27 protein-coding genes are annotated in these 26,212 nt (G+C 47.9%); 10 read left to right on the plus strand and 17 right to left on the minus strand.

Annotated features, from left to right (window positions below):
* Positions 1 to 148: 148 nt before the first annotated feature.
* Positions 149 to 1,783: a sensor domain-containing diguanylate cyclase gene (locus NYE33_RS24740; RefSeq protein ID WP_341068016.1), complete on the minus strand. Its 1,635-nt coding sequence runs from the start codon at positions 1,781 to 1,783 to the stop codon at positions 149 to 151.
* Between the two features lie 265 nt (positions 1,784 to 2,048).
* On the opposite strand from NYE33_RS24740, the gene NYE33_RS24745 reads away from it, so the two are divergent.
* Positions 2,049 to 2,336 (plus strand): hypothetical protein, encoded by a 288-nt coding sequence (locus NYE33_RS24745; RefSeq protein ID WP_231637862.1) that lies wholly within the window; start codon positions 2,049 to 2,051, stop codon positions 2,334 to 2,336.
* 127 nt (positions 2,337 to 2,463) lie between these two features.
* Here the strand turns inward: NYE33_RS24745 and NYE33_RS24750 are convergent, their stop codons facing one another.
* A complete protein-coding gene (locus NYE33_RS24750) occupies positions 2,464 to 3,069 on the minus strand; it encodes a pentapeptide repeat-containing protein (RefSeq protein WP_042136898.1) in 606 nt (201 codons plus the stop codon).
* A 141-nt stretch (positions 3,070 to 3,210) separates the two neighbouring features.
* Between NYE33_RS24750 and NYE33_RS24755 the strand changes: the two genes are divergently transcribed.
* Positions 3,211 to 3,594, plus strand: a complete 384-nt coding sequence (locus NYE33_RS24755; protein WP_231575371.1) for a PilZ domain-containing protein — start codon at positions 3,211 to 3,213, stop codon at positions 3,592 to 3,594.
* A 92-nt stretch (positions 3,595 to 3,686) separates the two neighbouring features.
* On the opposite strand, the gene NYE33_RS24760 is transcribed toward NYE33_RS24755, so the two are convergent.
* The 5 genes from NYE33_RS24760 to NYE33_RS24780 are packed head-to-tail and all read right to left on the minus strand — an operon-like array spanning position 3,687 to position 7,218.
* Complete coding sequence (locus NYE33_RS24760) at positions 3,687 to 4,421, minus strand: hypothetical protein (RefSeq protein ID WP_042136896.1); 735 nt, start codon at positions 4,419 to 4,421, stop codon at positions 3,687 to 3,689.
* Positions 4,415 to 5,116 carry an ABC transporter ATP-binding protein gene (locus NYE33_RS24765; protein WP_042136895.1) on the minus strand — a complete coding sequence of 234 codons (702 nt, stop codon included), beginning with the start codon at positions 5,114 to 5,116 and terminating at the stop codon, positions 4,415 to 4,417. Before NYE33_RS24765 ends, NYE33_RS24760 begins: the two co-directional genes overlap by 7 nt.
* 14 nt (positions 5,117 to 5,130) lie before the next feature.
* Positions 5,131 to 5,505 (minus strand): GntR family transcriptional regulator, encoded by a 375-nt coding sequence (locus NYE33_RS24770; protein WP_039306026.1) that lies wholly within the window; start codon positions 5,503 to 5,505, stop codon positions 5,131 to 5,133.
* Entirely contained in the window at positions 5,505 to 6,254 is a 750-nt protein-coding gene (locus tag NYE33_RS24775) for an ABC transporter permease (protein WP_336100539.1), read from the minus strand. The genes NYE33_RS24770 and NYE33_RS24775 overlap by 1 nt, the downstream gene beginning before the upstream one ends.
* Positions 6,247 to 7,218, minus strand: coding sequence for an ABC transporter ATP-binding protein (locus NYE33_RS24780; RefSeq protein WP_336100538.1), 972 nt, complete (start codon positions 7,216 to 7,218; stop codon positions 6,247 to 6,249). Before NYE33_RS24780 ends, NYE33_RS24775 begins: the two co-directional genes overlap by 8 nt.
* A gap of 260 nt (positions 7,219 to 7,478) precedes the next feature.
* Here NYE33_RS24780 and NYE33_RS24785 point away from each other — a divergent pair, with 260 nt between their 5' ends.
* Positions 7,479 to 7,850: a hypothetical protein gene (locus NYE33_RS24785; RefSeq protein WP_042136889.1), complete on the plus strand. Its 372-nt coding sequence runs from the start codon at positions 7,479 to 7,481 to the stop codon at positions 7,848 to 7,850.
* A gap of 240 nt (positions 7,851 to 8,090) precedes the next feature.
* The gene (locus NYE33_RS24790) at positions 8,091 to 9,026 is read left to right on the plus strand and encodes an aminoglycoside phosphotransferase family protein (protein WP_341068019.1); all 936 of its coding nucleotides are present in this window, start codon (positions 8,091 to 8,093) and stop codon (positions 9,024 to 9,026) included.
* 104 nt (positions 9,027 to 9,130) lie between these two features.
* Here the strand turns inward: NYE33_RS24790 and NYE33_RS24795 are convergent, their stop codons facing one another.
* A complete protein-coding gene (locus NYE33_RS24795; protein ID WP_341068022.1) occupies positions 9,131 to 10,096 on the minus strand; it encodes a phosphotransferase enzyme family protein in 966 nt (321 codons plus the stop codon).
* A gap of 90 nt (positions 10,097 to 10,186) precedes the next feature.
* Between NYE33_RS24795 and NYE33_RS24800 the strand changes: the two genes are divergently transcribed.
* A complete protein-coding gene (locus tag NYE33_RS24800; protein WP_081969983.1) occupies positions 10,187 to 10,567 on the plus strand; it encodes a sigma factor in 381 nt (126 codons plus the stop codon).
* 83 nt (positions 10,568 to 10,650) lie between these two features.
* Positions 10,651 to 11,553, plus strand: coding sequence for a sulfurtransferase (locus NYE33_RS24805; RefSeq protein WP_340946130.1), 903 nt, complete (start codon positions 10,651 to 10,653; stop codon positions 11,551 to 11,553).
* A gap of 439 nt (positions 11,554 to 11,992) precedes the next feature.
* Here NYE33_RS24805 and NYE33_RS24810 read toward each other — a convergent pair whose 3' ends face one another.
* Positions 11,993 to 12,292, minus strand: a complete 300-nt coding sequence (locus NYE33_RS24810) for a hypothetical protein (protein WP_076244857.1) — start codon at positions 12,290 to 12,292, stop codon at positions 11,993 to 11,995.
* 71 nt (positions 12,293 to 12,363) lie between these two features.
* Between NYE33_RS24810 and NYE33_RS24815 the strand changes: the two genes are divergently transcribed.
* Positions 12,364 to 13,449, plus strand: a complete 1,086-nt coding sequence (locus NYE33_RS24815; RefSeq protein WP_076244855.1) for a GerAB/ArcD/ProY family transporter — start codon at positions 12,364 to 12,366, stop codon at positions 13,447 to 13,449.
* Positions 13,450 to 13,455: 6 nt separating this feature from the next.
* Here the strand turns inward: NYE33_RS24815 and NYE33_RS24820 are convergent, their stop codons facing one another.
* From NYE33_RS24820 to NYE33_RS24845, 6 genes are read right to left on the minus strand one after another with little or no spacing between them, the layout of a single operon-like run.
* Complete coding sequence (locus tag NYE33_RS24820; protein ID WP_341068025.1) at positions 13,456 to 14,682, minus strand: Ger(x)C family spore germination protein; 1,227 nt, start codon at positions 14,680 to 14,682, stop codon at positions 13,456 to 13,458.
* Entirely contained in the window at positions 14,679 to 16,187 is a 1,509-nt protein-coding gene (locus NYE33_RS24825; RefSeq protein WP_336100529.1) for a spore germination protein, read from the minus strand. Before NYE33_RS24825 ends, NYE33_RS24820 begins: the two co-directional genes overlap by 4 nt.
* 28 nt (positions 16,188 to 16,215) lie before the next feature.
* On the minus strand, positions 16,216 to 16,635 hold the full coding sequence (locus NYE33_RS24830) for a hypothetical protein (RefSeq protein WP_341068028.1): 420 nt from the start codon (positions 16,633 to 16,635) through the stop codon (positions 16,216 to 16,218).
* A gap of 30 nt (positions 16,636 to 16,665) precedes the next feature.
* Positions 16,666 to 17,460: a hypothetical protein gene (locus NYE33_RS24835; RefSeq protein ID WP_341068031.1), complete on the minus strand. Its 795-nt coding sequence runs from the start codon at positions 17,458 to 17,460 to the stop codon at positions 16,666 to 16,668.
* A 26-nt stretch (positions 17,461 to 17,486) separates the two neighbouring features.
* Positions 17,487 to 18,008, minus strand: coding sequence for a hypothetical protein (locus NYE33_RS24840; protein ID WP_341068034.1), 522 nt, complete (start codon positions 18,006 to 18,008; stop codon positions 17,487 to 17,489).
* Positions 18,008 to 18,484 (minus strand): hypothetical protein, encoded by a 477-nt coding sequence (locus NYE33_RS24845; RefSeq protein WP_341068036.1) that lies wholly within the window; start codon positions 18,482 to 18,484, stop codon positions 18,008 to 18,010. Before NYE33_RS24845 ends, NYE33_RS24840 begins: the two co-directional genes overlap by 1 nt.
* A 312-nt stretch (positions 18,485 to 18,796) precedes the next feature.
* Between NYE33_RS24845 and NYE33_RS24850 the strand changes: the two genes are divergently transcribed.
* Positions 18,797 to 19,579: a DUF975 family protein gene (locus tag NYE33_RS24850; protein WP_197074366.1), complete on the plus strand. Its 783-nt coding sequence runs from the start codon at positions 18,797 to 18,799 to the stop codon at positions 19,577 to 19,579.
* 265 nt (positions 19,580 to 19,844) lie between these two features.
* Entirely contained in the window at positions 19,845 to 22,133 is a 2,289-nt protein-coding gene (locus NYE33_RS24855) for a preprotein translocase subunit SecA (RefSeq protein WP_341068038.1), read from the plus strand.
* Positions 22,134 to 22,287: 154 nt separating this feature from the next.
* On the opposite strand, the gene NYE33_RS24860 is transcribed toward NYE33_RS24855, so the two are convergent.
* Positions 22,288 to 24,201 (minus strand): serine hydrolase domain-containing protein, encoded by a 1,914-nt coding sequence (locus NYE33_RS24860; RefSeq protein WP_144026101.1) that lies wholly within the window; start codon positions 24,199 to 24,201, stop codon positions 22,288 to 22,290.
* Between the two features lie 157 nt (positions 24,202 to 24,358).
* Here NYE33_RS24860 and NYE33_RS24865 point away from each other — a divergent pair, with 157 nt between their 5' ends.
* Positions 24,359 to 24,886, plus strand: a complete 528-nt coding sequence (locus NYE33_RS24865) for a MepB family protein (RefSeq protein WP_042136863.1) — start codon at positions 24,359 to 24,361, stop codon at positions 24,884 to 24,886.
* Positions 24,887 to 25,031: 145 nt separating this feature from the next.
* On the opposite strand, the gene NYE33_RS24870 is transcribed toward NYE33_RS24865, so the two are convergent.
* Entirely contained in the window at positions 25,032 to 26,144 is a 1,113-nt protein-coding gene (locus tag NYE33_RS24870) for a metallophosphoesterase (protein ID WP_341068041.1), read from the minus strand.
* Positions 26,145 to 26,212: the final 68 nt, after the last annotated feature.

Consider the following 26,212-nt stretch of genomic DNA (forward strand, 5'->3'; position numbering starts at 1 on the left):
AATGGTGGTCTAAGCCACGCAAGAGATTACGCTGACTTCGTTAGATACATATCTGCATATAGTTCTCTATAACCAGAATGCCAAATAACCTCTCTCTGTCATTTGACGGAGAAAGGTTATTTGCTGTGATGAATATGCGTTGGAGAACTTAAGAAGCCGCCTCAAAAGTAATCCGGTTCTTTCCGCTCCGCTTGGAAATGTATAATGCTTCATCCGCCAGCCGCAGGGTTTCAACAGTGTCGCTGCCCCCGTCCGGTGTCCATACTGCCGCGCCTACACTACAGCCGACATGCAGATTCTCGCCTCTGATCACAATGGGCAGATTGATTTTACTGATAATCCGTGAAGCCACAATTTCTGCCTCCTTCATAGGTTTGCCGGCAGAAGTATTAAGAATAATAACGAACTCATCCCCGCCCAGCCGGGCTACGATTTCATTATCACGTGTACAGTCCATCAGTCTGAAGGCTACCTCCTGCAGCAAGGCGTCGCCGATTGCATGGCCGAAGGTATCATTTACTTTTTTGAAGCCGTCCAGATCAAGGTATAAGAAACTAAGCGTTGTGCGGTTCTGCTTGGCTTTGCTGACCGCATGGGCCAGAAATTCATCCAGCGCTGCCCGGTTGGGCAAGCCCGTAAGCTTGTCATGCAGCGCCATGTCCGACATGTAGCTCAGCTTGTTCTCTGTCTTGGTCAGATTATTCACCAGGTTGCGCAGTGACGCAGATAGAATCGCCACATCCTTGAACCGGGTCGAGGATGGAATCTCCACATCAGCACCGGAGCTGAGCAGATCGGCTGTACGGGTAATGTTCCTCAGCGGACGGCTGATCCATCCGGCCAGCAGCCAGCCGATAACCGCGAAGACAGCTGCGGTAACCAGTCCGCTGATCAGAATAAAGCGCTCAAGCTGATGCACCGAGGCAAAGGCAATATCCGCTGGCTGGCGGATAATGACCGACCAGCCCAGCCCGGGATAATTCAGATAGCCGTCCCCGTAGGCATAGCCGGTCAGATAGGAGTCCTGATTCCGCTCCTGTTCAATAATCCATGAACTATTACCGCTGCGGGCTTTCTGCAGCACTTCATTCGGCATTCTTTTGCCGACGAGTGCCTCGGGACCGAGAAGGATCGTGTCATCTTTCCTGCTGACTACAAACACTTGCACGCCCTTCAGGCGCTCCTTGAGCGGAGTCACAATGGAAGCCTCGACTTCACGCGACCACTCCCAGCTGAGGTGTGCAGCCAGTACACCGCTTGTCCGGCCTTGCTTGTCAGTAACCGGCACACTCACATCCACAAACTGCAAGGCTTCGCCGGTAGGATTGGGAAGCAGCTTGGAGAGCAGCACCGCATCATGTACATCACCGGTGAAGGTCCCCTTCAGGCCTTCCTGAAACACCGGCCGCTGGCTAATATTCGTACCCTGGAGTATATGATCTGTGGAAGAAAGGACATTCCCTTTATTATCGAGGAAACCCACCCAGGTGAACACCGGCAGACTCTTCTTCAGCTGATTAAGCAATCCGCTGACCTCTGAGGAGTCAATCGGCTCCTGAAATGCATTAAGCTTGCTCAATACCTCCACTTCTCCGGAACGCGACCACATGAAATGATCAAGCTTCTCAGACATTTGGTAGGCTTCTTCCGCCAGAGAGCTGCCAATGCTGACCTCTACGGACTGTGTAGACCGGTTGCCGATAACATAGCTGAGCAATGCCGTTAACAGGATGATAATGACCGCAAAAGCCGTTGAAAATAACGTACGCAGATTTAAAGACATTCACATTCTCCTCTTCGGAAGACCTTTTCATAGCATCGACCGCCGAGGTTGCCTGGTAGCTCACTCTATGTCGAAAAGGGTCGATAATTATTTATCGGAAGGAATAAGCGGAAATATAATACAGCTTCCGGCAGACTTGCGGATTTCCTTAATTTAGCTCATAGGTTGTATCAATATTGTGCTGAGTTTCGCGGATGATAGTGTTTACATTTTGGCATTATAGTATAATCTGCCCTGTAACACATGCCACTTTAAGGAGTGATTGATGATGACAGAACAATTTGAGATGTATGATGATCCGTTCAAGATGCTTATTCTGCTGGCAACGCTTATATCGGAGAAACAGGGGACCGAACTGAAATTTGAGCATGTTCCTTCTTATGAGAATGAGGTTTTTGCCATTGAACACCAGAGATTCCTCTACAAAAAAGACGGCACGGAAATTACCTGGTTTGAGTTCCTGGGCAGAGATATCGCCTCTTCCAGCGATCTGACCCGTTCCCAGTACAACAAAATGTTCGTAGACTGCATGGCTTCACTCTATAGCCTCTAATTCTTCTCTAGGTTACATAAAGGCAGCTCCAACAAACACTGCAGCCCTGCCGTCCCGTTCCGGGGCGGCAGTTCCTTTATTGCTCACTTAACCAGGTATATAGCAACCATTCGTCCAGACCCTCCGCTTATCCCACCTTGGCTCCCATCGAGCGGGCCAGCAGCACAGCCTGCTCCACATCCAGCCGAACCCCTTTAAGATCAAGACTCTTCAGGTCAATCCCCTCCAGCTTGGCACCCTGCAGATCCGCTCCTGCAAGCTGGCACTGCGCAAGCTGTACACGGCTTAAGTCGGCACCGCGCAGATCCGCTTTTTGCAAATTGCAGCCCTGCATATCCGCTTCGGCGAACCGGATGCCCCGCAGATCCTGCCTGCTGAGATTCAGATGTCGCAGATTCGTATAAGCCCAGTCCCCTCCGGTGAGAGTAATCCCATCCATATAGGCATTCGCGAAATCGGAACCAATCATCTTACAATTCTCGAACTTCGACACAAACAGATTCGCCCCGGTAAACTTGCAATTGGTAAAAGCCCCGTCTCTATGCAGTGAAGCATTCAGCAGTGCACCGGTAAAATCACAATTCACAAACCGGCAGCCGCTGGAGGTCATTTCTTCCATGGAAGCCCCTCTGAACGAGCAGTGTTCAAAGGTGCAACCGTTCATCTCTCCATCCTGCATATTGGCATAGTCAAAATTTTGATTCTGAAAAGTTTCATTGTGGTACTGATACATAATGTTTTGACCCCTCTTCTTATGGGTATTGAATCTAAAGTTCTGAATACCGGATTATAATTTATTTTTAAATATACTACTTTAGGAGATTGTCCAAGTGTAGCCGTTTCGATATAATAGCAAATAAACTCGCGGAGGTAAATGATGGATGACTCCAGCAGAAAAGAACCGTTCCGTTATGTTATGAACCAGCCCATCGATTGCTGGCTTGAAATCCCGGCCAGTAATAACGGGCCCGGAGCCGGAAAATTGACGGAAGGCATCCTGCTAGACCTTAGCCGTTCCGGCTGTAAGGTACGTACTTCTCTGAACCTCCGTTTCACTGCAGGCGATACGAAGCTGATTATACATTTCCAGCTGGCGGAAGAGAAGCTTCAGTATGAAGGAAGTGTCCGCTGGGGCTGGATGTTCGGCCTTGGACAGTTCCAGTACGGGGTAAGACTTGATCTGCAGGAAGCCGAGGAAGAACAGCTGCTGCGGGAGCTGGAGATCTGGACCCACGGCAGAAGGGCTCAAGGATTGTAGCTGTAATTTGCACAAAAACGAAAGCAAGGCTGACATCGTCAGCCTTGCTTTCTCGTTGATTAGACATATTCGCAGGGCAGCTCCCTATGCGATCAAACTTCAATTCTTTTTTTCACCATTACAACCATTGAATAGATCAGTATTATAGCAACTACAAATTCGAACAGAAGCGGCCATTGATTCGTAGAGAGGTATCTGATCGTTACTCCGCTGTCTGGCCGCAGATTATTCTCGTAAATCTCAAAATTAAAGGTATTGTCCAGACCAATGAAATAGCTGTCGAACATAAACTTTTCAAGATAGGCTATACCATTCTGCAGAAGTGTGAGGATCACAATCCCTATCCATACTCTCCCCTTGAAGCGAAAGCTTAATGCTACAGTAATAGAGAACATAACCATAATCATCATGAAACCAACTGACCACATAAACTGCAATAAACATCTTAAGCCAACTGACACTATATTATCCGGCAGGAAATCCAGCGGGTAGATCAGCTGGTAAATGCCAAAATGCACCAGACCGAGAGCAATCACCGTCAAGATTAGCAGTAGCGCAAACAGCAACGGTGACATGACCGTCTGCAGGGCAGTAACCGGGATAAGCCGCCGCTGGTAAGACTTCAGATTCCGGAAATAACTGAATACAGCTATAAATACAAGCGCCAATGTAAGTATAAAGTAGATAACCAGATTCAGCGAAATTAGTTGTTCATTGACCTTAGTGCTGGATATCCAAATCGCAGGCTGAACCAGCAGAGCAATAACAATAAAGACGAGGATCCGTTCCCTTCTGCGTCTCAGGTCATATTTTAACAGCTTCAGCATTCGGCAAACACCTCTCTGAACAGCTCATCTATACTTTTTCCGCGCTCGAGTCTGAGCTCTTCCACTTCGCGCTGGAGAACGATCTCCCCGTTTTTCAAGAAAATAACCTCGTCAAAAATCCGTTCGATATCGTTCACCAGGTGTGTAGAGATCAGAATACTGCTGTCTTCCTCATAGAACTCCATCAGCGCATTGAGAATTTTGGTCCGTGCTACAGGGTCGACACCGCCGATTGGCTCATCCAGCATGTAGAGTCTGGCCCGGCGCGACAGCGCAAGGGTGAGCTGGAGACGTTCGTTCATCCCTTTGGATAACGTCCGGACCTTATCCTGTACTCTGAGATTCATGAAATCGAGCATCCGCTGTGCTTTGGCCTGATCGAAGTCCGGGTAGAAATCCCGCTGGAACTTCAACGCATCCCCCACATTCATCCAAGACTCCGTAACGGGAACATCAGGCATGAAGGATACAAGCTTCCGGCTCTCCACCCCAATGGGAACACCGAGGACTGAAATCCGGCCTGAGCCCGGCTGTGCCAATCCTGCGATCAGCTTCATGAGGGTGCTTTTGCCGCTGCCGTTGCTGCCGAGCAGTCCGGTAATTCTGCCTGCGCCCAGTGTAAAGGAGACATTGCCCAGCGCTTGTTTGGAGCCGAACTTCTTGGTCACGCCCTGTACTTCAAGTAACTCATCCACTCTTGGTAATCCCCCTATTCTTGGCCACGCTGATGTATATTCTCCGCTACGGCCGCCAGAATATCTTCACCCTGGAAGCCGAGCTCCTGCATGCCGCGGATAAAACGGTCCAGCACATCCTGTGCCATTTCCTTCTTGATGGTCAGAATCGTCTCTTCTCTTCCGGTAACATATCTGCCCATGCCGCGGCGGGTCTCCACGATTGTCTCACGCTCCAGTTCCTGAAAGGTTCTTTGTACCGTATTCGGATTAATCTGCAGTTCTGCGGCCAATTCACGTACTGAGGGGATTTTGTCACCGGGCTTCAGCTTGCCTGTGATGATCTCCCCTTTGATGTAATTCATGATCTGAAGATAAATCGGCTGGTTGTTATCAAATTCGATAACCATCAAGCAACATCCCTGCGTCTGAAGACCGCAAATCCCGCGAGCAGGAACAACGCCATATATATGCACAGCAGCACAATGGAGAAGTTCAACGTCATTCCCGGCATCGGCGCACCGCCATCTTTATAAGCTGCGAGATTGAGGTTCGGGAAAAGGAAGTATTTATAGAAATCACGGTAGATGATGATTTTATCTATGGTAGTGGCAAAGATAGTCGCACCGATCGTTACTCCTGTTGATCGGGTCAGTATTCCAAGCATAAATCCGATCGTGGCATACACGATGCAGTATACGGATGAGTACAACAGTGAGATAAGGATATCGCTGAGTCCTGAATCCCCTCCGCTGAGTCCAAAGAAGATCATTCCTGAGACAAACAGCGCGATTGTCGCAATCAGAAGCATACTCAATGAATAGAGCAGTACGGTTACATATTTAGAGGCCAGTATCGCAGTCCGGCTGCGGGCCCGGATCAGCAGAAACTTGATGGTCCCCTGGCTGTATTCTTTGGACACTATCCCAGCTATCCCTACAATGACGAGGATCACCAGCACCTGGCCGATTCCTGTAGGCAGCAGTGAGTCTGCTGTGAATTCCGCCGCGGAGGCATACGTATCCGCCCCTGCCACCGTGTGCACAATATAACCTATCACAAATACCATCAGCACCAGAAGGGCATATGGAACAGTAAAGCTGCGTTTCTTCGATATTTTGAGCCATTCATTCAGTACGAGCTGATTAAATTTACGCAATGCGGTTACCCCCTGTCCATTTCAGGAAATCATCTTCCAGGCTCTGTTTATTCTCGGTAATCCGGTATACCCCAACCTTGGCTTCACTGAGTGCAGCCACAAGCTCCGGAACATTCCCGTCGGGCAGGCTTACATGCAGCTCGGAGTGAGCTTCATCTGTCCCGGTAACCTCCACACCCTGCAATGCTTCGGCAACAGTACGCGCGTTCCCGGCATTATCCACCCGGATGGTAAGGGCTACTTCACTGCGCGCTTCCGGCGCCTCAGCAAGCTGCGTAACCGTTACAAGCTTCCCGTTCTGAATTACAACCGCGCGGTGGCAGATCTGTTCAATCTCGGCCAGCATATGGCTGGAGATCAGTATTGCAATGCCCTCCACCTCGGCAATCGTGCGCATATAATCGCGCATTTCCCGGATTCCGGCGGGGTCCAGCCCGTTGGTCGGTTCATCCAGAATGAGCAGCTTCGGCGAATGCAGCAGGGCCTGGGCGATGCCAAGACGCTGGCGCATACCCAGCGAATACGCTTTTACTTTCTTATCCATCGCTTCCTGCAGTCCAACCAGCGCCACAACTTCATCAATCCGCGATTCTCCGGCCCCGTCACTCATCCGCAGATACTGCTTCAGATTGTCATAACCGGTCATATGGGGATAAAACTCCGGGTTCTCGATGATCGCTCCGATCTGCGAGATGGCCCGCTTGAAATCCTTGCGTATGCTGTGCCCATGAATAAGGACATCTCCTCCGCTCATTCGGATAAGTCCGGTCATCATGCGGATGGTGGTCGTTTTACCCGCCCCGTTCGGACCCAGCAGTCCGATAATCTCCCCTCTGCGGATATCGAAGCTAAGGTTATCTACTATTGCCTTCCCTTTTATCACCTTGCTGACGCCTTGCATTTCCAATACGGTTTCTTCCTTCATGGGGCCTGACAGCCCTTGATTACGAGTGGACGAATTCATGACAGCCTCCTTGTGTAGTACGGGATTGTTATTGTTTCCAACTGCGCATTTAAATTATTGTATCGGTGTATTAGTTTAATAGTACACTAGACATTTCAATCTGTAAAGCCCGTTTGTGAATTTTTTCCTTATCCTCTCCGGAAACAGGCTATTCACGCGGGGGGTTTAACCATACCAGTCTTCCAAAGCAATCATAGAATAGTATTGCAACTGACAGTATCGCACTGCATTTGCCATTCCAGCTTCGAGGAGGAGTTCGCATGGACAAAGAGGTTCATATCTCACAGACTTATCCACGGCTGACGGTGTACAGCGAAGAAAATTACCGGGGAAGAAGCAGAATTTACAGGGGCAATCTGGGTATCCGTAATACAGACAATATTCTGGACGGAATCGAAAGTCTCCGTTTCTTCTCCACCAGCAGCAATGCTACGCTCGTCCTGTTCAGCAGAACCCGGTTCAGAGGCAGCTTCCGTGTACTTCGCGGGAACCACAGCATCCGTGATCTGGATGACTTTATCTCCGGCAACGATGTAGAGTCGATTATCTCAACTAACCAAAGGCTGACCCTGGCACAAATCCGCAGCATCCGCAGCAGCGGAAATCTGCCTTCGGGTTACCGGCTGATCTAGTAGCATCCGCAAGACAAATAGGGCACCCTCCGGTATCACCCAACCGGAGGGTGCCCTATTTGGTTGTTCAAGGCTGTCAGCCGGACTGTTATTAACATTCAAACTGTACGGCATCACTATTAGGTAAGAGACAAATTCAAGGGCGGCAGGCAGTAAAGAAAAATATCCGCGGACTGAACAATATGATATGTTAGAAATGTCAATAGTATCCGGCAACGCTTGAGGAGGATTAGGATAAGCATGCTGCTCAATCTAGAAATATATCCACCTGAATTAAACGGATTGGTTCTATCCGCCATTGGCCCCTTTCAAGTCATAGCTAATTTAAGATTAAATAGCGTAAGGACAGGAGTCTGGAAGCTTAGTTCAGACACCGGCAACAAATGTTATTACTTAAAAACCTATACCAGAAAACAAAGATGGCATCCGGAAGTTTTTGCTTATACTCATTGGACAGGTTACTTGAAGCCGTATGTACCAGAGCTGATCAGTTCCTTTGAGGGCGATGAATGGCAAGCGATATTGATAACTTCGATTAATGGGACAATCCTGAGAGAGGCGGAACTAAGTTCCGCAGCTAATGAAGCTGCTTACCTTAAGGCTGGTGAACTTACAAGAGTCTTACATCATTCAGAGAATGGCCGTTGGTTTGGCCGCCCCGATAAGAATGGAAATCCAATTGAGTTATACCATAATGCAGACCCGGTTCAATATATATCCAATTCAATTATTGATATTTGTAAGCGGTGTACTCAGGAAGGGTTGCTGCAATCTTCAGAGATCGAGTTAACCCATTGGGCTCTTCAGAACACTCAAATTTTTGAGCCTGCTAAACCAGTCCCCATAAGCTGGGATTCTACACCAGGGAATTGGCTGGTTGATAATAACGGTATTTTCACCGGAATGATTGATTTTGAAAATATGTTATGGGGTATTGATGTGGATAACTTCTCCATTCTATTCGGGCGGTATTTCAAAGATAATAAACGTGCTATGAAAGCATATTTTGAAGGCTATGGAGCCGAGATACTTAAGGAGAGGAATATAGAAGTGCAAATCTGCTGCATTAAGATGGCAATTGGCGATATATATTGGGGCACCCTCAACAAACAGCCGAACGTCATCTATTATGGCAGGGAGCTTTTACATAGAATTTATGATAATAATTTATTATAAGATTGAACGCAGCCATAAAGACCCGTAAGAAGCTCTCTCAGCTTAGTGTCTTTCTTACAGGTCTTATTTTTTATGCGCTCGCTTATAAGCAAATAGAATTCCGGCTACAGCTTCCCGCCCGACATCTGAAGCACCTCTGCCGCGAGCACAGGTATCTGCTCCTGCAGCACATTCACTTCATCAATGCCTTTCCAGTAACGGGTGACAAAATGAAGAAAGACGTCGACCTTACGCAGCAGGATCAGCGTCGGAATCGCTGTGAATTCTTCTGCAGTAAGCATGATCTTGCGGCTGAAGCCCCGCCAGAAATCACGGATAATCCGCTCTTCCTCTTCATGGCACAGCATTCCGGACAAGATGACCGCAGCCTCCATGGCCCGTACATCCCAGGTACAGAACTCAAAATCAAGCAGCGCCGTCACCTGCGCAGCATCCTCCGTATCAACCAGCAGGTTAGAGGCATTAAGATCGCCATGCACCAGCTGGTGGGGTAACTCCTCCAGTTGCTCCAGTGAGTCTGCCACACCTTCATAAGCCTCAACCAGCACTTTCAGTTCGGGCAGCAAACCATGGAGAGGTTCAGGCGGATTCAACAACAGGTCGCGGAGCGCTTCCCGGGTGCACAGCGGGTACGAACGCCCCAGCTCATAGTAGGGCCTGTATACAGGAGGGGTCTCCGGCTTCACATCAGCGAGCACAGCAGATAATGTCCCGGCAGCCTCACCGAACGACTCATAGAAGCCGGAATCCTGTTCAGCGGGAGATTCACCATCAATATAGCCGAATAAGCAAGCGAACTTTCCTTCCCCCTCTTCAAGCTGGAACATCGTTTCCCCTGTGGAGGTAAGAATGGGAACGGGGGTTTTAAACGGCAAATCCAGTATAGCCAGCTTCTGCAGCACGGCATGCTCGAACTCTATTTTATTCCGGTCCCTATGTGTATCATAGATTCTTAGTACAGCGCGGCGGGCGTCCTTGTCCACGAAGTAGGTGGTGTTATTCCAGCCTCCGCTCCGCTTCCTTAACGTTCCATTCCACTCCGGCCAGGCCTGGCTTACAATGTTATTCATAGGCTTGTGCCCCTTTCTCTTTTTTTGTGCTGATATGTAACGAATCTTCCGCAGCCGGGTCTTATCTATGTAAGATGGTGAACCGAGGAAATTACGCAAGAAACGTTTGTCAAAGCAGTGAAAAATATTAACCAGTTCAAAGGCAATTGTAAAATCAGTGTCTGGCTCTGTCAAATCGCTAAAAATACCTACTTCACTTATATGGAGAAGGAAAAACGCCGGGATCCCGCTGAGCCACAGGAAAAGCTGCAGGTAATTAAATCGCGAAAATTCGCAGAGCTCGGGCTTGGCAACAGATATGACACCATAGATCTCGAATTATTAAACGCTAACCGGACCAACCCCTCCACTCAAATCAAAGCCATCTATTATGGCCCCAAGGATAATAATCCGATCCTGATCTGGAAGCAGGGCATGGATCTGCCTCCCGCAACTGCAGCCGTTGAAGCCCAATTCGCAGAACAGAATTAACTGTTAGTGAGCATATTCTGCCAAGCTGTGGTTTTTCCGCTATAATGAAATTCATATTGAAATATGCAAAGGATGGGATACTTATGGACGCAACTGTTACCAAACGCTGGCTGCTGGCAAGGCTCTATGAGCCGGAGCAGACCATCATCGACTGCCGCTTCACCCTGGGCAAACCCGAAGCAGGCCGGGAGAGCTACGAACAAGAGCATATTCCAGGCGCGGTCTATCTCGATCTGAAGCTGGATCTGTCCAGTCCGGTTACCGAACACGGCGGACGCCACCCGCTTCCCGATCCGGAGGTGCTGGCGGCACGGCTCGCGAAGCTCGGAATCGGGAACGATTCCCGTATCGTTGCCTATGACGATGAGAGCGGCATGAACGCTGCCCGGCTGTGGTGGCTGCTGCGCTACCTCGGGCATGAACAGGTTTTCATTCTGGAAGGCGGCTTCAGTGCCTGGAAGGCTGAGAAATATCCGGTGACGGATCATCAGCCGGTGCGGGTGCCGAGTACTTTTACGGCAAATCTGCAGCCTCATATGCTGGTGGATGTTGAAGAGGTTCGCCGCGTGTCGGTGAAGACGGCTGGTTTCGGGACTCAAGATGGGGCCGATACCGGGAATACTGCTGGCGTTGCCGCTTCGCTCTCGGCTCTCCCTATCCTGATTGATTCCCGCGCGAATGACCGTTATCAGGGTATGAATGAAACCCTGGACCCGGTCGGGGGGCATATCCCCGGTGCGGTCAACTACTTCTGGAAAGAAACGCAAAACGCGGGCGGCAGCTTCAAGAGCGCCGATGAGCTTGCGGAGCATTTTGCCGGAATGGACAAGAACGCGGAGATTATCGTCTACTGCGGGTCCGGCGTAACCGCCTGCCCGAATGTGCTCGCGCTGGAGAAGGCCGGATTCAAGAAGGTGCGGCTGTATGCGGGAAGCTGGAGCGACTGGATTAGTTATGAGGAGAATCCGGTGGCTACTGGGGAATAATAAATACGACGAGCCCGCGCTAAGCGCGGGCTCTTTGTGCTAGAGTTATGGCGATGCAGGGTTCGTACAAAGTACTAGGAGGTATCTCAAGTCAACAAGGAGTCAACCACAAGCTGGAGAAAGCATTTACAGCGTGGTAACGGCGATACTCCGCCGGACTTTACATCGTGGAGGCATTACGGCTGCCAACTATCAGATGTAAGAACGCAATTTTCGCTTTGGCGATTCCTGAGACGGAGGAGCGGAAGAGAACCAAACATACCGCCTGTCCAATGGCTATTGCTAACTCTTGGACCCATTATACTCAACGGCGTAAGTGCAAGAAACGTGCTAGTATGTTTATGCCCCTAATAAACTTCCAATAAACAATTCGATAAATTTAACTTAACTCATGAAGCAACATAACTTTCTTCTTTTTCAATAATAAACGACTTCCTGGCTAGTAACCACTCTCTGAGAGGACTTGTATATATTCAATCCATGCCTCAGCTTTAGATGCTAAGTCTACAATCATATGAAGACCAATTGTTGTATCTTCATCTCCAATTCTAGCAATGATATCGTCAACATACTTATGTGCATTATCAACATTTTGGATCTCGTAAGCAGCTCTTTTAATCTCATTGTCAAGCGAGGCAATATCTTCAGGTAATGTAATAATCAAATGATAGCTTATCGGTAGCGTCAAGAAGTTTGTCTCCATTTTGAATAATAGTCTGTCTCCCTCTGACCTTCTCATGTTTGCCGCGTCCCTCCTATGGAAATAATCATACTGATGAGATGTGAATCAGATGAGATGGAGCGGATACTTTGAATAAAATTACTAGCTATCAATTATTCACAATCACTTTTATTTTCCAGCTCGGAACGACCATTATCTTTGGCTTTGGAGGTACGGCTGGCCGGGATGCATGGATTGGTGAACTGATTTCCAGTGCTCTGGGAGTAGTTATTATTCTCGTCTACACCACCTTAATGGGGATGAACCCGGGGCTCTCTCTAGTCCAGTGGTTTCCCGCACAATTTGGACGCTGGATCGGGACACCTATAGCATTTGTATACCCTCTTGTGTTTCTGTATTTTGTGGGACGTATTATTGCGGATATTAGGGATATGGTTTCAACAACCCTCTTAAATAATACACCGCTTATACTGATTACAGGGTTATTTGCCCTCATCATCGCCTTTTGCTTATATGGTGGCGCTCAGATCATTGCACGACTGGGAGAATTATTCCTTCCCATTGTTATCATCATTTTCAGTATTGAGATTATCCTTCTATTTGGCTCCGGTGTCATGCATATCAAGAATATACAACCTGTTTTGGAAAACGGGTGGGGACCCATCTGGAACGTTGTTTACCCAGGCGGTGTCACTCAATCCTTTGGGGAAGCCATTGTTCTTGCCATGTTCTGGCCTGAAGTCAAAACCCCTTCAAAAGTAATGAAGATTACAGTTATTTCCACAGTACTGTCAGGAATCATGATTGCCTGTTTGGACTTGTTTGCGATTTCCGTTTTTGGGGGAGTGTTTTCGCGGTTTCTATATCCCCTCTACACCTTATTGAGTTTAATCAGTATCGGAAAATTCATTGAAAACCTGCAGATGTTTGGTGTTCTGTATTTTTTAATGACAGCATTATTAAAAAGTGTCATATATATGTTCGGTGCGCTAAAAGGGATTCAGCAATTGACCAAGATGAAGAGTTATCGTTCACTGATCATTCCGTCATGCCTCCTCTCATTAATTCTGGGAATGACCATGTCCAAGAACATCACTGAGCATATTTATTATCATCATTTTAAAATATTGCTTCCTTATGTGTCGGTACCCTTGCATTTAGTCTTGCCAGCGATCCTGCTCACCGTTACTTGGTTTCGGCAATTCAAGAAATGACAAACTTCATCGTTTTATTTCGTCATCCATCAAATGTACCGATGGTCCTGTTACACCTATCCGCCGAACCGTCAAATTTGCTTTTACTGATACCTCCGCCTTTGAAAACTCCATATCCCAGTTATTTTTCAAGGATTTCCATAATGATGAATTTTCATTGTGAATGGAATCCCCGAATCCAAAGATATCAGTTCCATACTTTTTTTGCACTTTGGTAATGGTCCGCAGCACCGATTCTTCAACATGCTTGTTAAATGTGTCTTGCATAAGATTTATATTGTCCATTTTTGTCAGATCCAGTCTCGTGTTGTTTTCCCGTATGGCTCCTTGCCCTGTTAACGTAACAAGGAATTTTATATGATCACCTTGGATAACAGGCTGAATCTTGCTCCCTAACTTATTTACCTCCAGACTAGCGTTTCCGTTTTCTTCGGGTATTTGGGCCGAAATAGTAAGCTTCTGTAAATTCCCGGTTACCCATCGCATAATTCGTCCTTCTGTGATATCCAAGAATCCTACCAATTTCAGCTCTTGACTAAAAATTGCGGTTCCTGCCAGGTGAAACCCCTCCACATCATTCCTGCCGGATTGATCCTGATGCTCGCCTTCTTCTTGCGCGCCATTGTTCAAGCCCGCTTTAATTAATGGAACAGTCGGACTGGTTCCTTTGCTGCTTGCGGATATTAAAAAATGTAAAAACCCCATTTCCATAAGCGTACCCATCTGGTCAAATTCTCCTAAGGCTCCGAGACCGGGTATTGTTTCTAGCGGATATGATATGTTTAAAAAATCCCGTGCAGTGCCTCCCTTGACCACAAACAGATCGGTCCGCAGCTTGAGGTTCGGATCCCGGGTATACGTATCCAGTACATCCTTAATCCCGTGTCTGGCCATTGACTCTCCAATCACAATGACCCGCCGGTGACCGCGGAATACCTGCCGGGACAGCTTGGTCTGCATCTGCTGCACGGCATCAAGCGTGTTCATGCCAGAGCTGGTTACGACAAAAAAGGGATTATTCTGACTTCCTCCATCTTTACCTCCACTTTGTCCACTGCTAATTTTCGACGGAACGATGGCCTGAGCACTGATCACTACGTCATTATTTTGCCCTTTATCAATCCCCCAGGCGAGTTCTATCGCAAGATCGTTTACCTCTGTACTGTCCCAACAACCTGAAGTAAATAGAAGAGAGATGAGCAGACAGGAAGAAACTATCCGTTTTCTATTCATTTGTCTCCCCTCTTTCGTTTTGGATGGGGTTGCTGGCCTTCGGGAATGCGGGTTCTATTAGGCCCGGAGAGATATGCCGGACGCCGGTTCATACTCCATCTGGGTGCGCGGATGATTACATCCTTCAAGCTCCGGAGAGTTTGTGGAGCGACCGGACTCATATACGGAACACCAAATGAACGCAGACTTAGAAGATGGATGATCAAAATAAATAATCCGCTGATTATCCCGTATAAACCCAGCAATCCCGCAAAAATCAACATAGGAAACCGAAGCATCCGGTATGCAGTTCCAAAATTGTACCGGGGAATGGCAAACGAGGCAATTCCTGTCGTAGCTACCACAATCACAACAGGGGCTGATACAATGCCTGCTTGCACAGCAGCTTGTCCAATGACAAGTGCCCCCACAATGCTTACCGCCGAACCAACGGCCTTTGGCATACGAATGCCCGCTTCACGTAGTCCCTCAAACATAAATTCCATCAATAATGTTTCGACAAAGGTTGGGAAAGGGACGCCCTCTCTGGAATTGGCAATACTAATGAGCAGGTTGGTTGGAATAAGCTGCTGATGAAACGTTGTAAGTGCAACATATAAGGACGGAAGCAATAGTGACATATTTACCAGCGAATAGCGGATGAACCGAATGAAGGTCGTATAAATAGAACGTTCGTAATAGTCTTCAACCGCCTGTAATCCTGTCCAAAAATTCATCGGAACGATCAGCACGAATGGAGTATTATCAACGATAATGGCAACTTTGCCCTCTAACAGACTTGCGCTAACAACGTCAGGACGTTCGGTATTTTGAATTTGCGGAAATGGAGACCAAGGAACATCTTCGATAAACTCTTCAATGAAACCCGATTCCATGACCCCGTCAATCTGGATTTGCTTGATTCGGTTACGGACTTCCTCAAGGACAGTATTCGAGACAACGCCATGAATATATGCAATGACGATATCCGTCTGAGAATATTGCCCCACTGTAATGGATTCCATTTTGAGCTCTGCACTGCGGATGCGTCTGCGGATCAGGCTTGTATTAATTCGTAATGTTTCAGTGAAGCCATCTCTGGGTCCACGGACAGAGACTTCAGCTGCTGGTTCTTCAATACCCCGTTTCTCAAATCCTTTCAGATCTGCAACTAAAGCTTTGTCCTCTCCCTCAACCAGTATGGTGATATTCGCCTTTAATACGCCATCAGCCACATCTTTTACTTTAGAAACCGTCTGGACCTGTGAGATGGCTACAAGCTGCTGTTGGATGATTCCCCGTAGCTTGGTAACGCTATTCAACCCGTCCGGATTTTCATCATAAATGATTGGTTGTAGCACAACTTGATCCAGGATTTTGGTATCGGTTAATCCATCTAAATAAATAAGCAGTATTTTGGGGCTGATGCTGATGGTCCGAAATACGATATCAGAGCAGTCCTGGAAAATTTCTCTCAGCATCTTCTCATTAATCGCGAGTTCAGTGCTTAATTCTGTATACCGCATAGTTCCCCTCCATCCTTTCAAGAAATTCCTAGTTTAAATTTCCAATGTTTATCGCAGAGAACTGCTTCAAAATATGGATCGCCTTAATTGACTCTGCTTCTTCGCAATGAATAATCAACATGACTAATGCATTTGTACCAGGCGGCCTATTCTTCACTCTATTTCCGGCTATAAGGAAGAGGATCCAACCGGTGAACACTCCTGCCGCTAGTCCGATAAGCCCCCAAAGAACGGGTCCCCACCTTAATTCAAATCCGAAAGAGGCGCCCAGGACCGCAAAGATGGTGCCCAGGATTGCTGCTGGATCAATTGCGGCAATTCCCTCGGCCCGATGAATGGAATCGGACAGCTTCGTTCTTTGGGTTGTTGGTTCCATTGGAACAGCAGCAATGTTTTCTTTACCGAAACCATTCTGCTCTAAAGCCAGAATTACCAATTCCAGATACACAGAAGACTCAAAACAAGAGAGTACATGCAATTAAGTTTCCTCATTTCCTTTCGAGCCAAGCAGCTCAAAGCTCCGTGGCTGTACATTTTCCCGGAGAAATTGAAACTGCTCTAGCTCGAATAATTTATTTTGCTCAACCGCTATTATGTAAGCTTCATAAGCTGCAAAACAAAACATCGACGGATAGTAACAGAACCATTCCGGATCTAGTACAGCCCGTGCTAATTCAAAGGAACCGTTAATGGTATAGATACAGGCTTCAACGAGATGTGAATAGTAACCAATAACAATACAACTCACGAAGAGAAATGAACCGCTCATTAATTTATGTAAATAGAGATGACCCAATCCCGGAAATAATAAGGACCATACCAGAGCATACTGTGGCTGCCGTTTATCCAGCATATTCAGGCTCACACCCTTCATATTGAAAACTGTGACGGGTGAATTCTCATTTTGGGCTAACAGGAAATGCTTGTTCAGATCGATTGTTTTGTGATAGCTGTCCCATATGCAATAGATATAGACTGGAATATAAAGTAGCACCCACCTCGGGTTCAGTACGTCTTTGGCAACATCAAACCTTCCGTTAAAGGAATAGACCATCGCTTTATTGATCCCGGCACCGTTATTTATGACGATTTCCCAAATAATCAGCATAAACCCCTTCAAATAAAGCCCGAGATTCAGATGACCAAAACCTGGAAAAGCCGCTGACCACCATGCGATAACCCAAGGGTTCCTTAAATAAATTTGGTTAGTATTGAACACCGCCATATAGCTGTTATATCTGCGGATGCGCTTTGCTTCCTTCTTCTGCTCCATCTGGATTGCCCCCGCTTATAATCTTCTTATACTTCTTTACTACGCTTACTCTGCCAACGAACCCGTGAGAATGCCATCCGGTACAAGCTTAGATGAATACTCATCAGGAATAAGTAAATGGGGAACGAGTAATTTATGTGGTAGCCATGCTTGTAATGGAACACGCCAGCCTTTATGGCCATCCATTCAAACCCGATAGACACCAGCGCCCAAAAGAAAATATATACAACCGTCATGATTTCGGACATCCGCAGCCGCTCATACCCATAAATAAACAAGTATCCAAACGGCGCATACATGAAATAAGAGAATAAGTCAATCCACTCGTATGTTGAGTTGTCCCCCGCATCATATAGATCAAACGGCGGGATCGCGATCGCATGGTCAAACATAAGTCCAAAAGTGACGCCAATAAGCAGATTAAAGGTTGCTTGGGCAGGTGAAAAGCGCCGGGGAAGCAACCAGACTGCCGTCAAACCAATGACAGCCATCCCAATGACAAACCACTCATTCCCGTTAAATTGATTGTCATAAACGATTTTTTCCATCACCGAATCCATCCTTCCTTAGTAATCATTCGTTGAAAGAAACGCCCCGTCAGCAAAGTACAGCTCATTAAAGCAATGATCATCACCGCCTCCATTAAGAAATTCCATCCGGTATAAGTAAGTACGGAGTACCAGCGAAGCATTACTCCAATGAACATTTGGAACAGAAACCCATAGGCAGATATTCCCCAGCGCGTGCTGGCTTTGGAGGCAGTTAGAAACACATTCACATAGGTCAGGAGAATGAAAGTGACAGTGATATCATTTTGCAGAATCATGGATAGAAAGTGGGGGATACTGCTTGTATTTATTTCGAACAGCTTAAAATTGAAAGATAAGAGGGTCAATTTATTAGTAAGTAAAATTTCAATGACCATAACCAAAAGGAAGTTGGCTGCCAGCGGCAGTTTATTGGGCAGACTGGCCATGACCCCAATAGAGAACCATGCGAGTATGAGGAATATGACAATTACCACTACAAAATGCCTCCGCTTCACTGTTAAATTTGATTTCTAATTTCCCCTTTATTTTGGTGACTTATGCATGCTGAGCGTTCAACCCTGCTCCGGTATAACCGCTGGCGAATAGTTACCATGAAGAGCCCGTGCCTGGCACGGGCTTTTGTTACTTTCTAGCCAATTAGAGGAGAAATCCATCTTCGTAGCCGCACTTTGTATTCGGTTATTCGCATCCTCCCTGCAATCTTCAGTATTCAGTCAAAGGTTATAGTAATTAATTGATTGTCTAATGACATAATCTATGGTATCAATTGTAAGACGAAGAACAAAATGCAAAAGGAAAGAGGTTTTTTGATGTGGGATCGTAAAGAAATAAAGGGAAGGGCTAAGAATGTCCTCCGCACCTCGTATTGGAAGGCTTTTGTAGTAAGTTTACTGCTGGTTTTGCTCGGAGAAGGCTCAGGTATTCCAAGCTTTGATCGGAACTGGGGATCATCGGCACGTTCTAAAATTTCCAGCTCCGGTGTGGAATTAGATTGGAGCGTGTTAGGATCTTTTCTTGCATTCGCATTTTTACTAATTGGCATCTTCGCAGTAATTGGAATAGCGTTTTATATTCTGATCGCCTCCCCCCTTACTGTAGGTTCACTGCGTTACTTCAAACGATCTGCCGAGGGAGAAGTCCGGATGGGCAATGTCGGGTATGCGTTTAACAGGGACCGGTATTGGGCTATAGTTCTAACTATGCTCTGGAGAGGTTTTTTGAATTTCTTATGGTTCCTGCTGCTGATCATTCCTGGCATTGTAAAATCCTATGCATACAGCCAGGTGCCTTACATCCTTGCGGACAATCCGCACATCGGGTATAACCGCGCAGTAGAATTAAGCAAGCAAATGACACGCGGTCATAAATTCAGCATGTTTGTGCTTGATTTGAGCTTCATAGGGTGGATTCTACTGGGCCTGCTGGCACTCGGAATCGGCGTCTTATTTGTCCAGCCCTATATCAACGCCACGAAGGCCGAGCTGTACCTGGAGTTGCGCCACAATGCGCTTTCGTATAATTTGACAACAGCCCATGAACTCCGGTTAGCACAGACCCCCTTTTACTAGAAACCTATCTGTTATCTGCATACCACTATTTAGGACAATTGCACCCTATGAAAAAGCAGCAGCAGCCCCGTAGACCGGAGGTTACTGCTGCTTTTGTATGTAAGACCGCGTCTTTCGGGCAATTTTGCCCGGGAGGAAATAAATAGAAACTTTGGGCAGGCTTTTACGTAGTAATACGAAGTTTATGAGCTTGAAGCCCGGCAAAGCATTCCATGTTGTGGAGCGATTGGACTTCATTCTACTACCGAGGGGAGATCATATTCCTATGAATATAGCCGTCAAGCTGATGCATCGATTCAAAGACTACGATAACCGGAGTAAGCTGAAGATCTATCAGGACCAAACGGAGCTCATCAGGAGCCGGAATCTGCAAGCATGGGAGGATGGCCAGCTTCAAGCGGAATCCCACCGGCTGCAAAAAGAAGCACGGTCAGGTACGCCATTGGACGAGCTGCTTGTTGATGCTTATGCGCTTGTCTGTGAGGCAGCGAAAAGAACGCTCGGACTACAGCCCTACGATGTCCAGATCATGGCTGCGATCGCACTGCATAAGAGATTCTTAATCGAGCAGCATACCGGTGAAGGAAAAACACTATCTGCGGTTATGCCTGCATATCTAAATGCACTGACCGGCGAAGGGGTTCATGTGCTGACCTTTAACGATTATTTGGCCAAACGCGATGCCGGGTGGATGGGTCCGGTGTATCGTTTCCTCGGATTAACGGTTCAGCCGGTGCAGGCTGGCATGAGCCTGTCCCGGAAACGGGAAGCATACGCCGCCGATATAACCTACGTTACGGCCAAAGAGGCTGGCTTCGATTACTTGCGCGACACGATCGCACTAAGCGAAGCCGATACCGTACATCGTCCGTTCCACTATGTCATCGTCGATGAAGCAGATTCGCTGCTTCTTGACGAAGCGCGGGTGCCGCTGGTCATCAGCGGGGAGTCGGACTCTTCCATCAGTGACGGCTTTCTGTTCGCAGAAGTGGCCCAGCAGCTACAGCCTGCGGAGCATTACGACTTCGATGAGTTCCAGCGGAATGTTTACTTGAATGAAGCCGGCGCCGCGAAAGCGGAATCCCTGCTGGGATGCGGTAATTTGTACGATAGCCATAATTCTCACTTGTTAACCTCATTAAATTGCGCGCTGCATGTGGAATCGTTATTAAACAAAGACATTGATTATATCGTCCGGGACGGTAGAATCGAGCAGATCGAGGAATATACCGGCCGCGTGGCCGAGAACAGGTATTTACCGGACGGGCTGCAAGCCGCGCTTGCGGTCAAAGAAGGGCTGCAGTGGAGCGTTGGAGGGAGAATTCTCGGCACAATTACCCTCCAGCATTTCATTAGCCTGTATCCGGGAATTTGCGGAATGACGGCGACCGCGCACGCTTCCGCAATGGAATTCAAAGCGGTTTATATGCTGCAGGTCGTGCAAATTCCTCCGAACCGGACAAACATACGGATCGACCATCCGCACATGATTTTTACCCATAAAGAAGCCAAATTTAAAGCGCTTGTACAAGAAATTTCGTCCGTTCATAAGGCGGGACGTCCTATTCTCATTGGAACGTCCAGTGTCCAGGAGTCTGATATGCTGGCGGAGGCATTAGCGGCTGCGGGTGTACCCTGTCAGGTTCTGAATGCAAAAAACGATGCAGAAGAAGCCGGGATCATCGCCAAAGCCGGAGCATTCGGCGCCGTCACGGTGTCTACGAATATGGCGGGACGGGGCGTGGACATCCGGCTCGGTGGAGGTGACCCCGCGCAGACAGAGGTAGTAACCAAGCTGGGCGGGTTGTACGTGATTGGCACTCATGTGAATGAAAGCGTACGGATCGACGACCAGCTGCGCGGGCGTTCCGGCCGCCAAGGCGACCCGGGAGCTTCCGTATTCTACGTAAGCTTAGAGGACGAGCTGATGCTGCGGTTCGGATTCGATAAAGCGGTTCGCGTTCCCCGGCAGGATGAGGCTCTTGATGATCCGTTGCTCCGCAGCAAAATCGCGCATACCCAGCGCGTTATTATGAGCCAAAACTTCGATATCCACCAGGAACTGAACGGTTATTCGGATATGGTGGAGGATCAGAGGCGGATTCTATACGCGGAGCGGCTCGGAATTCTGCATGGCACGAAACCGATGAGCCCTGCGGAGCAGCGGGTACGGCTTTTTTATATCGACGCGTTCTGGGCGGATCATCTGGCATACGTCTCTTACCTTCGTGAAAGCATCCACCTGGAGAGCCTGGCCAGCCGCAGTCCGATCGATGAATTTCATATGCAAATTTCCCAGGCCTACGAACAGATCCCCGCTAAAATAGACCATGAAACAGCAAATATGCTTAAAAGACTCAATGGCTCGAATGATCCGGCAAAATGGGATGAGTTCGGTCTCAAGAGTCCCCCTTCCACCCGGACTTATATTATCAACGATCAATACCTGCAGAATAAGCGCAGCTCATGGACCGGAACGACTGTATTGGCTTATTGGCTTCGTCCGGTATTGAGGAAGCTATTATGGCCGGTACTCAAGCTGCCTAAATATTAATTATTGCAGCGCAGCTGATTAATCAGGAACACACAAAAATACATCGCCGGTGCGTATACTGCACTTGGCGATGTATTCAGTAATGACGAACAATTGGAAATCAGCTTAGGAAAATTCAATTCGTCAGGCGTAATTTACAGTGTAATCCCCCTGCTTAACTGTAGAACTTCCAGAATACAAGCAACCCCACCAGAACAGCCATCATGACTATAGGAAGAATAGCAGACCACTTGCCACGGGCAGTTGAAGCAGAGCGGTTCTTCCTCCAGGATAGCAGCAGCGCGGCCAAGAACAACACCGCCAGTCCAGTCAGACCATAGTTAACCAAAATCTGCGGATACACTTCTGCATAAGCTCGTTCATTGTTGCTTAGCATCCTCAAGGCCAGAATCAGGTTGTTCACCACAATGCCGGTACCTGTCAAGGTGAGGCCAGCTGCCAGCATACGGCTGACGGCACGAGGTGCAGGGCGTGTTCCGGCTCTTCGCTTGTTCAATATTGCCTGTATCAGCAATACAAACGGGGCGATAACGAAATAGAGGATGGCCAGTGCCGCAAGCACGGCATTCATGAGCAGCACCGGCATTGACTTACCAGCAGGCAGCGGCAAATAATCTGTCGTATATACCGAGATGGCCTTCACCTTACCCTCACTGACTGTGGCATGCAGCATTGGCCAGGCATCCAGCGCCGAGTCTCCGCTTACTTTCTCATAGAGATAGGGCTGAACCTGTTTATAGCTTCCGGTCATCCCGGCAAGTGATACCCCGAGTTGATCTTCCCCCTGCGGCTCAAGCTTCATCAGCGTAAGATAGGGGAATAGATTCATGAAGCCGTGTCCGGGGCGCCGCGCAGCCATGAACTCGCCTTGAATCTCTGACGAATCCGGCAGATCAACGGCATCTGCCTGCTCACGCATGCCCAGTATTGCTTTGGTCAGACCATGTACAATATTGGATTCGCTGGCCTGATTGGTCATAATTATAATCGCGAACCGGTCTTCAGGCACAATCTGAAGATTGGTGGCAAATGCAATCGTATTTCCGCCATGTCCAAGCGTACGCTTCATTCCGGGATATTCCCAGAACCCATGGGCAATACCCGGCATTCCTTCAGCTGATGTATAACTCTGAGTCAGCATCGTGCCCAGTGTCTCCGGCTTCTCAAACAGAGGGGAGGCTTCTCCGGCTGCAGGCATGAACGCCACCGCAAACTTAGCCAGGTCCTCTGCAGTGCCGTTATTGCCTCCGTTAGGGTACATGGACATATAATTCCATGATCCTTGCGTAAAGGTCCCTTCTCCCTCGAAGAAATAACCTTTAGCTTTATGCTTCAACAGCTCCGGACGGTCCTCTACAACAGAATAGGCAATTGAATCCTTCATCCCGAGGGGATCAAAAATATGCTGCTGAACGTATTCATGATAAGGCTGGCCGCTGATTCTCTCTACAATGAAGGCAGCCAGTGAGTTGCCGTAGTTAGAGTAGGCTACAACCTCACCCGGTCTGTAAATCTGTGCCGGCTGGGCCAGCAGCAGCCCCTCTTCCAAAGAACGTACTTCCTCAGGGGACTGATAAGCCATGTCGAACATATACTCCTCGAATCCGGCATTGTGGTTCATCAGATGAAGCATCGTTATGGGATCATCATATTTCAGTCTGGTCAGGAAATTGTCCGGCAAAAGCTTGCGGATATCTTCATTCAGATCGAGCTTTCCTTGCTCAACCAGCTGCATTACGGAAGTCCATACGGTAAGCTTGCTGATTGAGCCCCATTCCATTACCGTATCCTTTGAAACAGGGATCTGCTGCTCCAAGTCAGCGTATCCGTAACCCTTGGACAGTACCACCCGGCCATCCTTTACCATAACAACAGACGCACCTACGGATTGTTGTCCTATGTACTCTTTTACATAATCGTCGACAAAAGCTTCCAAACCGGTCAGCGGAATGCCTGATGGGGTTACTCCCTCTGCTCCCCCGCTGCCTTTCCCGGCAGCAAATGCCGTGATACTGCCGGATAATAGCAATAGTATTGAGAACATAACGGTAAATCCTTTTCTTAACAATTAAACCTCTCCTTTAGTCGAGTAAATTCCTGCAGTTCCCCCATTCTAACAAATATCATCCTCCATAACATTACAAACAGCTTACATTTATGCGGGATGGACTGGTATTATCTTAATTTGGAGACAGCATGATAACCACTCAGGAAGAAGGCATCTCATGAATAACTTTTATAATACGTTAGCTTATATAACTGATACATTTTATGCACCGGCCCGCTTCACTGTTGATTCAGTGCGGGAAGAACCGCAGAATGCCGAATACGGCGCAGGGCGGTTCCAGCTGAATACCCGGTCCGTTCGGTTTCGTGTTGCAAAAATCACCCCAACGAAGACAGGGCAGTTTGTCGTCTTCTGGGAAAAGGATGCGGAGCGCAAAAACCGGGCATTTGCCTATACGGACGCTCCCGATATATTGGTAATCCATACCTTCCATCCCTTCAGCGGGGAGTGTGGACAGTTCGTCTTTCCCAAAGACTTGCTGAGAATGCACGGGGTGCTGGCGGACAAGGATACACCAGGAAAAATGGCAATGCGCGTGTATCCGGACTGGGATACCGTGACTAATAAGCAGGCTTCTGCTGCGCAGAAATGGCAGCTGCCTTATTTTTCGAGAGTAGCTCCCATGAACGATCAGCATATGCAGGCCTTAACCCGGTTGTATGAACCAAAGGAATTTCAGCTATGATTCTGTTCATTATTCTGGAGCCTTTTTTGTTACGGAATGAACGTTATCTTGAGCATAGCGGACTGAAATTCCTCCGGTAAGTATCCATCAGATTGGCTTATAACAAGAAGAGTCCATCCGAATATCCGGATGGACCCTTCTTGCACTATCGCTCTGAATGATTAAAATTCACATGAATGGACACTACCTCCGACCGCGATCCGATACGGATCGGCGGACCCCAGAATCCATATCCGGAAGATACTATGGAATGGAGCTGCCCTTTCTGCAGATATCCCCAGTCATTCTCAAACAATCTGTCAGTCAATATATTGGCAGGCGCAATCTGCCCGCGGTGGGTATGACCGGATACCATCAGATCAATTCCCTGCTCCTCTGCTGTGTCGAAGCCGACCGGTTGATGCTCCAGCATAACTACCGGCTTCGAGCCATCTATATTCTCCATCAGAACAGACAGCTCCGCTCTATCCTTATCACTATAATCCTTCCGCCCGATCAGCGTCAGCCAGTCTCCCACCTCAATGGCTTCATCATAGAGGACCTGAATCCCGCTCTCCTCCAGAAGACTGATGATCTCCTCCGTCCCGCCTTTGAAGCGGTCATGATTGCCCAGAGAAGCATACACGCCGAGCGGCGCTTCAATCTCCGCTAAAATCGCACCGATGCCCTTGTCCTTATACTGCACAATATCATCATCTACAATATCACCGGGGAATAAGACAATATCCGGCTTCAGCGCATTGATCTCCTTTACCATCCGCAGCGCATGGCTTTTACCCGACAAATAGCCAAAATGCATATCAGAGGCCATCACAATATGAAGTTCACCTTGCGCCGGACCTGCCTTGTCGATCTGTATGTCATACGAACGGACAACCGGACTGTAAGCGTTGAAGCTCCCGAATCCAAGCAGACCGGCCAGCAGCAGCATAGTAAGAATCCCCGACCACTTCTGAACGGCATGACGCGGCAGCCTGCTCAGCTTCGTTAACCAGACCGATAGATGAACAAGCGGCAGCAGCATAATCAATAAGCTGAACAATGCCAGCCAGTAGCTGCCGATAACACTTAAAATGGCCGATCCTGCGACCACTCTGGACAGGATCAGCGAGCTGGCCAGAAAAACAAGCGCAAGGATATAGAATAGCTGGAACCTACCAGACACTACCGGCTTGATCCAGCCCCAGCCGCTCCAGCCGATGTAGAATACAATTAAGGCATATACAATGATAAATACGATTCCGATAAGGATATACATGTTAACCACCTTATGTAAATTTCATCCCGAGCACAAAATCTTTTCTAACCAGTCTACAGTAACTTCAG

It is taken from the genome of Paenibacillus sp. FSL R10-2199 (assembly GCF_038000235.1).
In the GTDB taxonomy this organism is placed as follows: Bacteria; Bacillota; Bacilli; order Paenibacillales; family Paenibacillaceae; genus Paenibacillus_AQ; species Paenibacillus_AQ phytohabitans.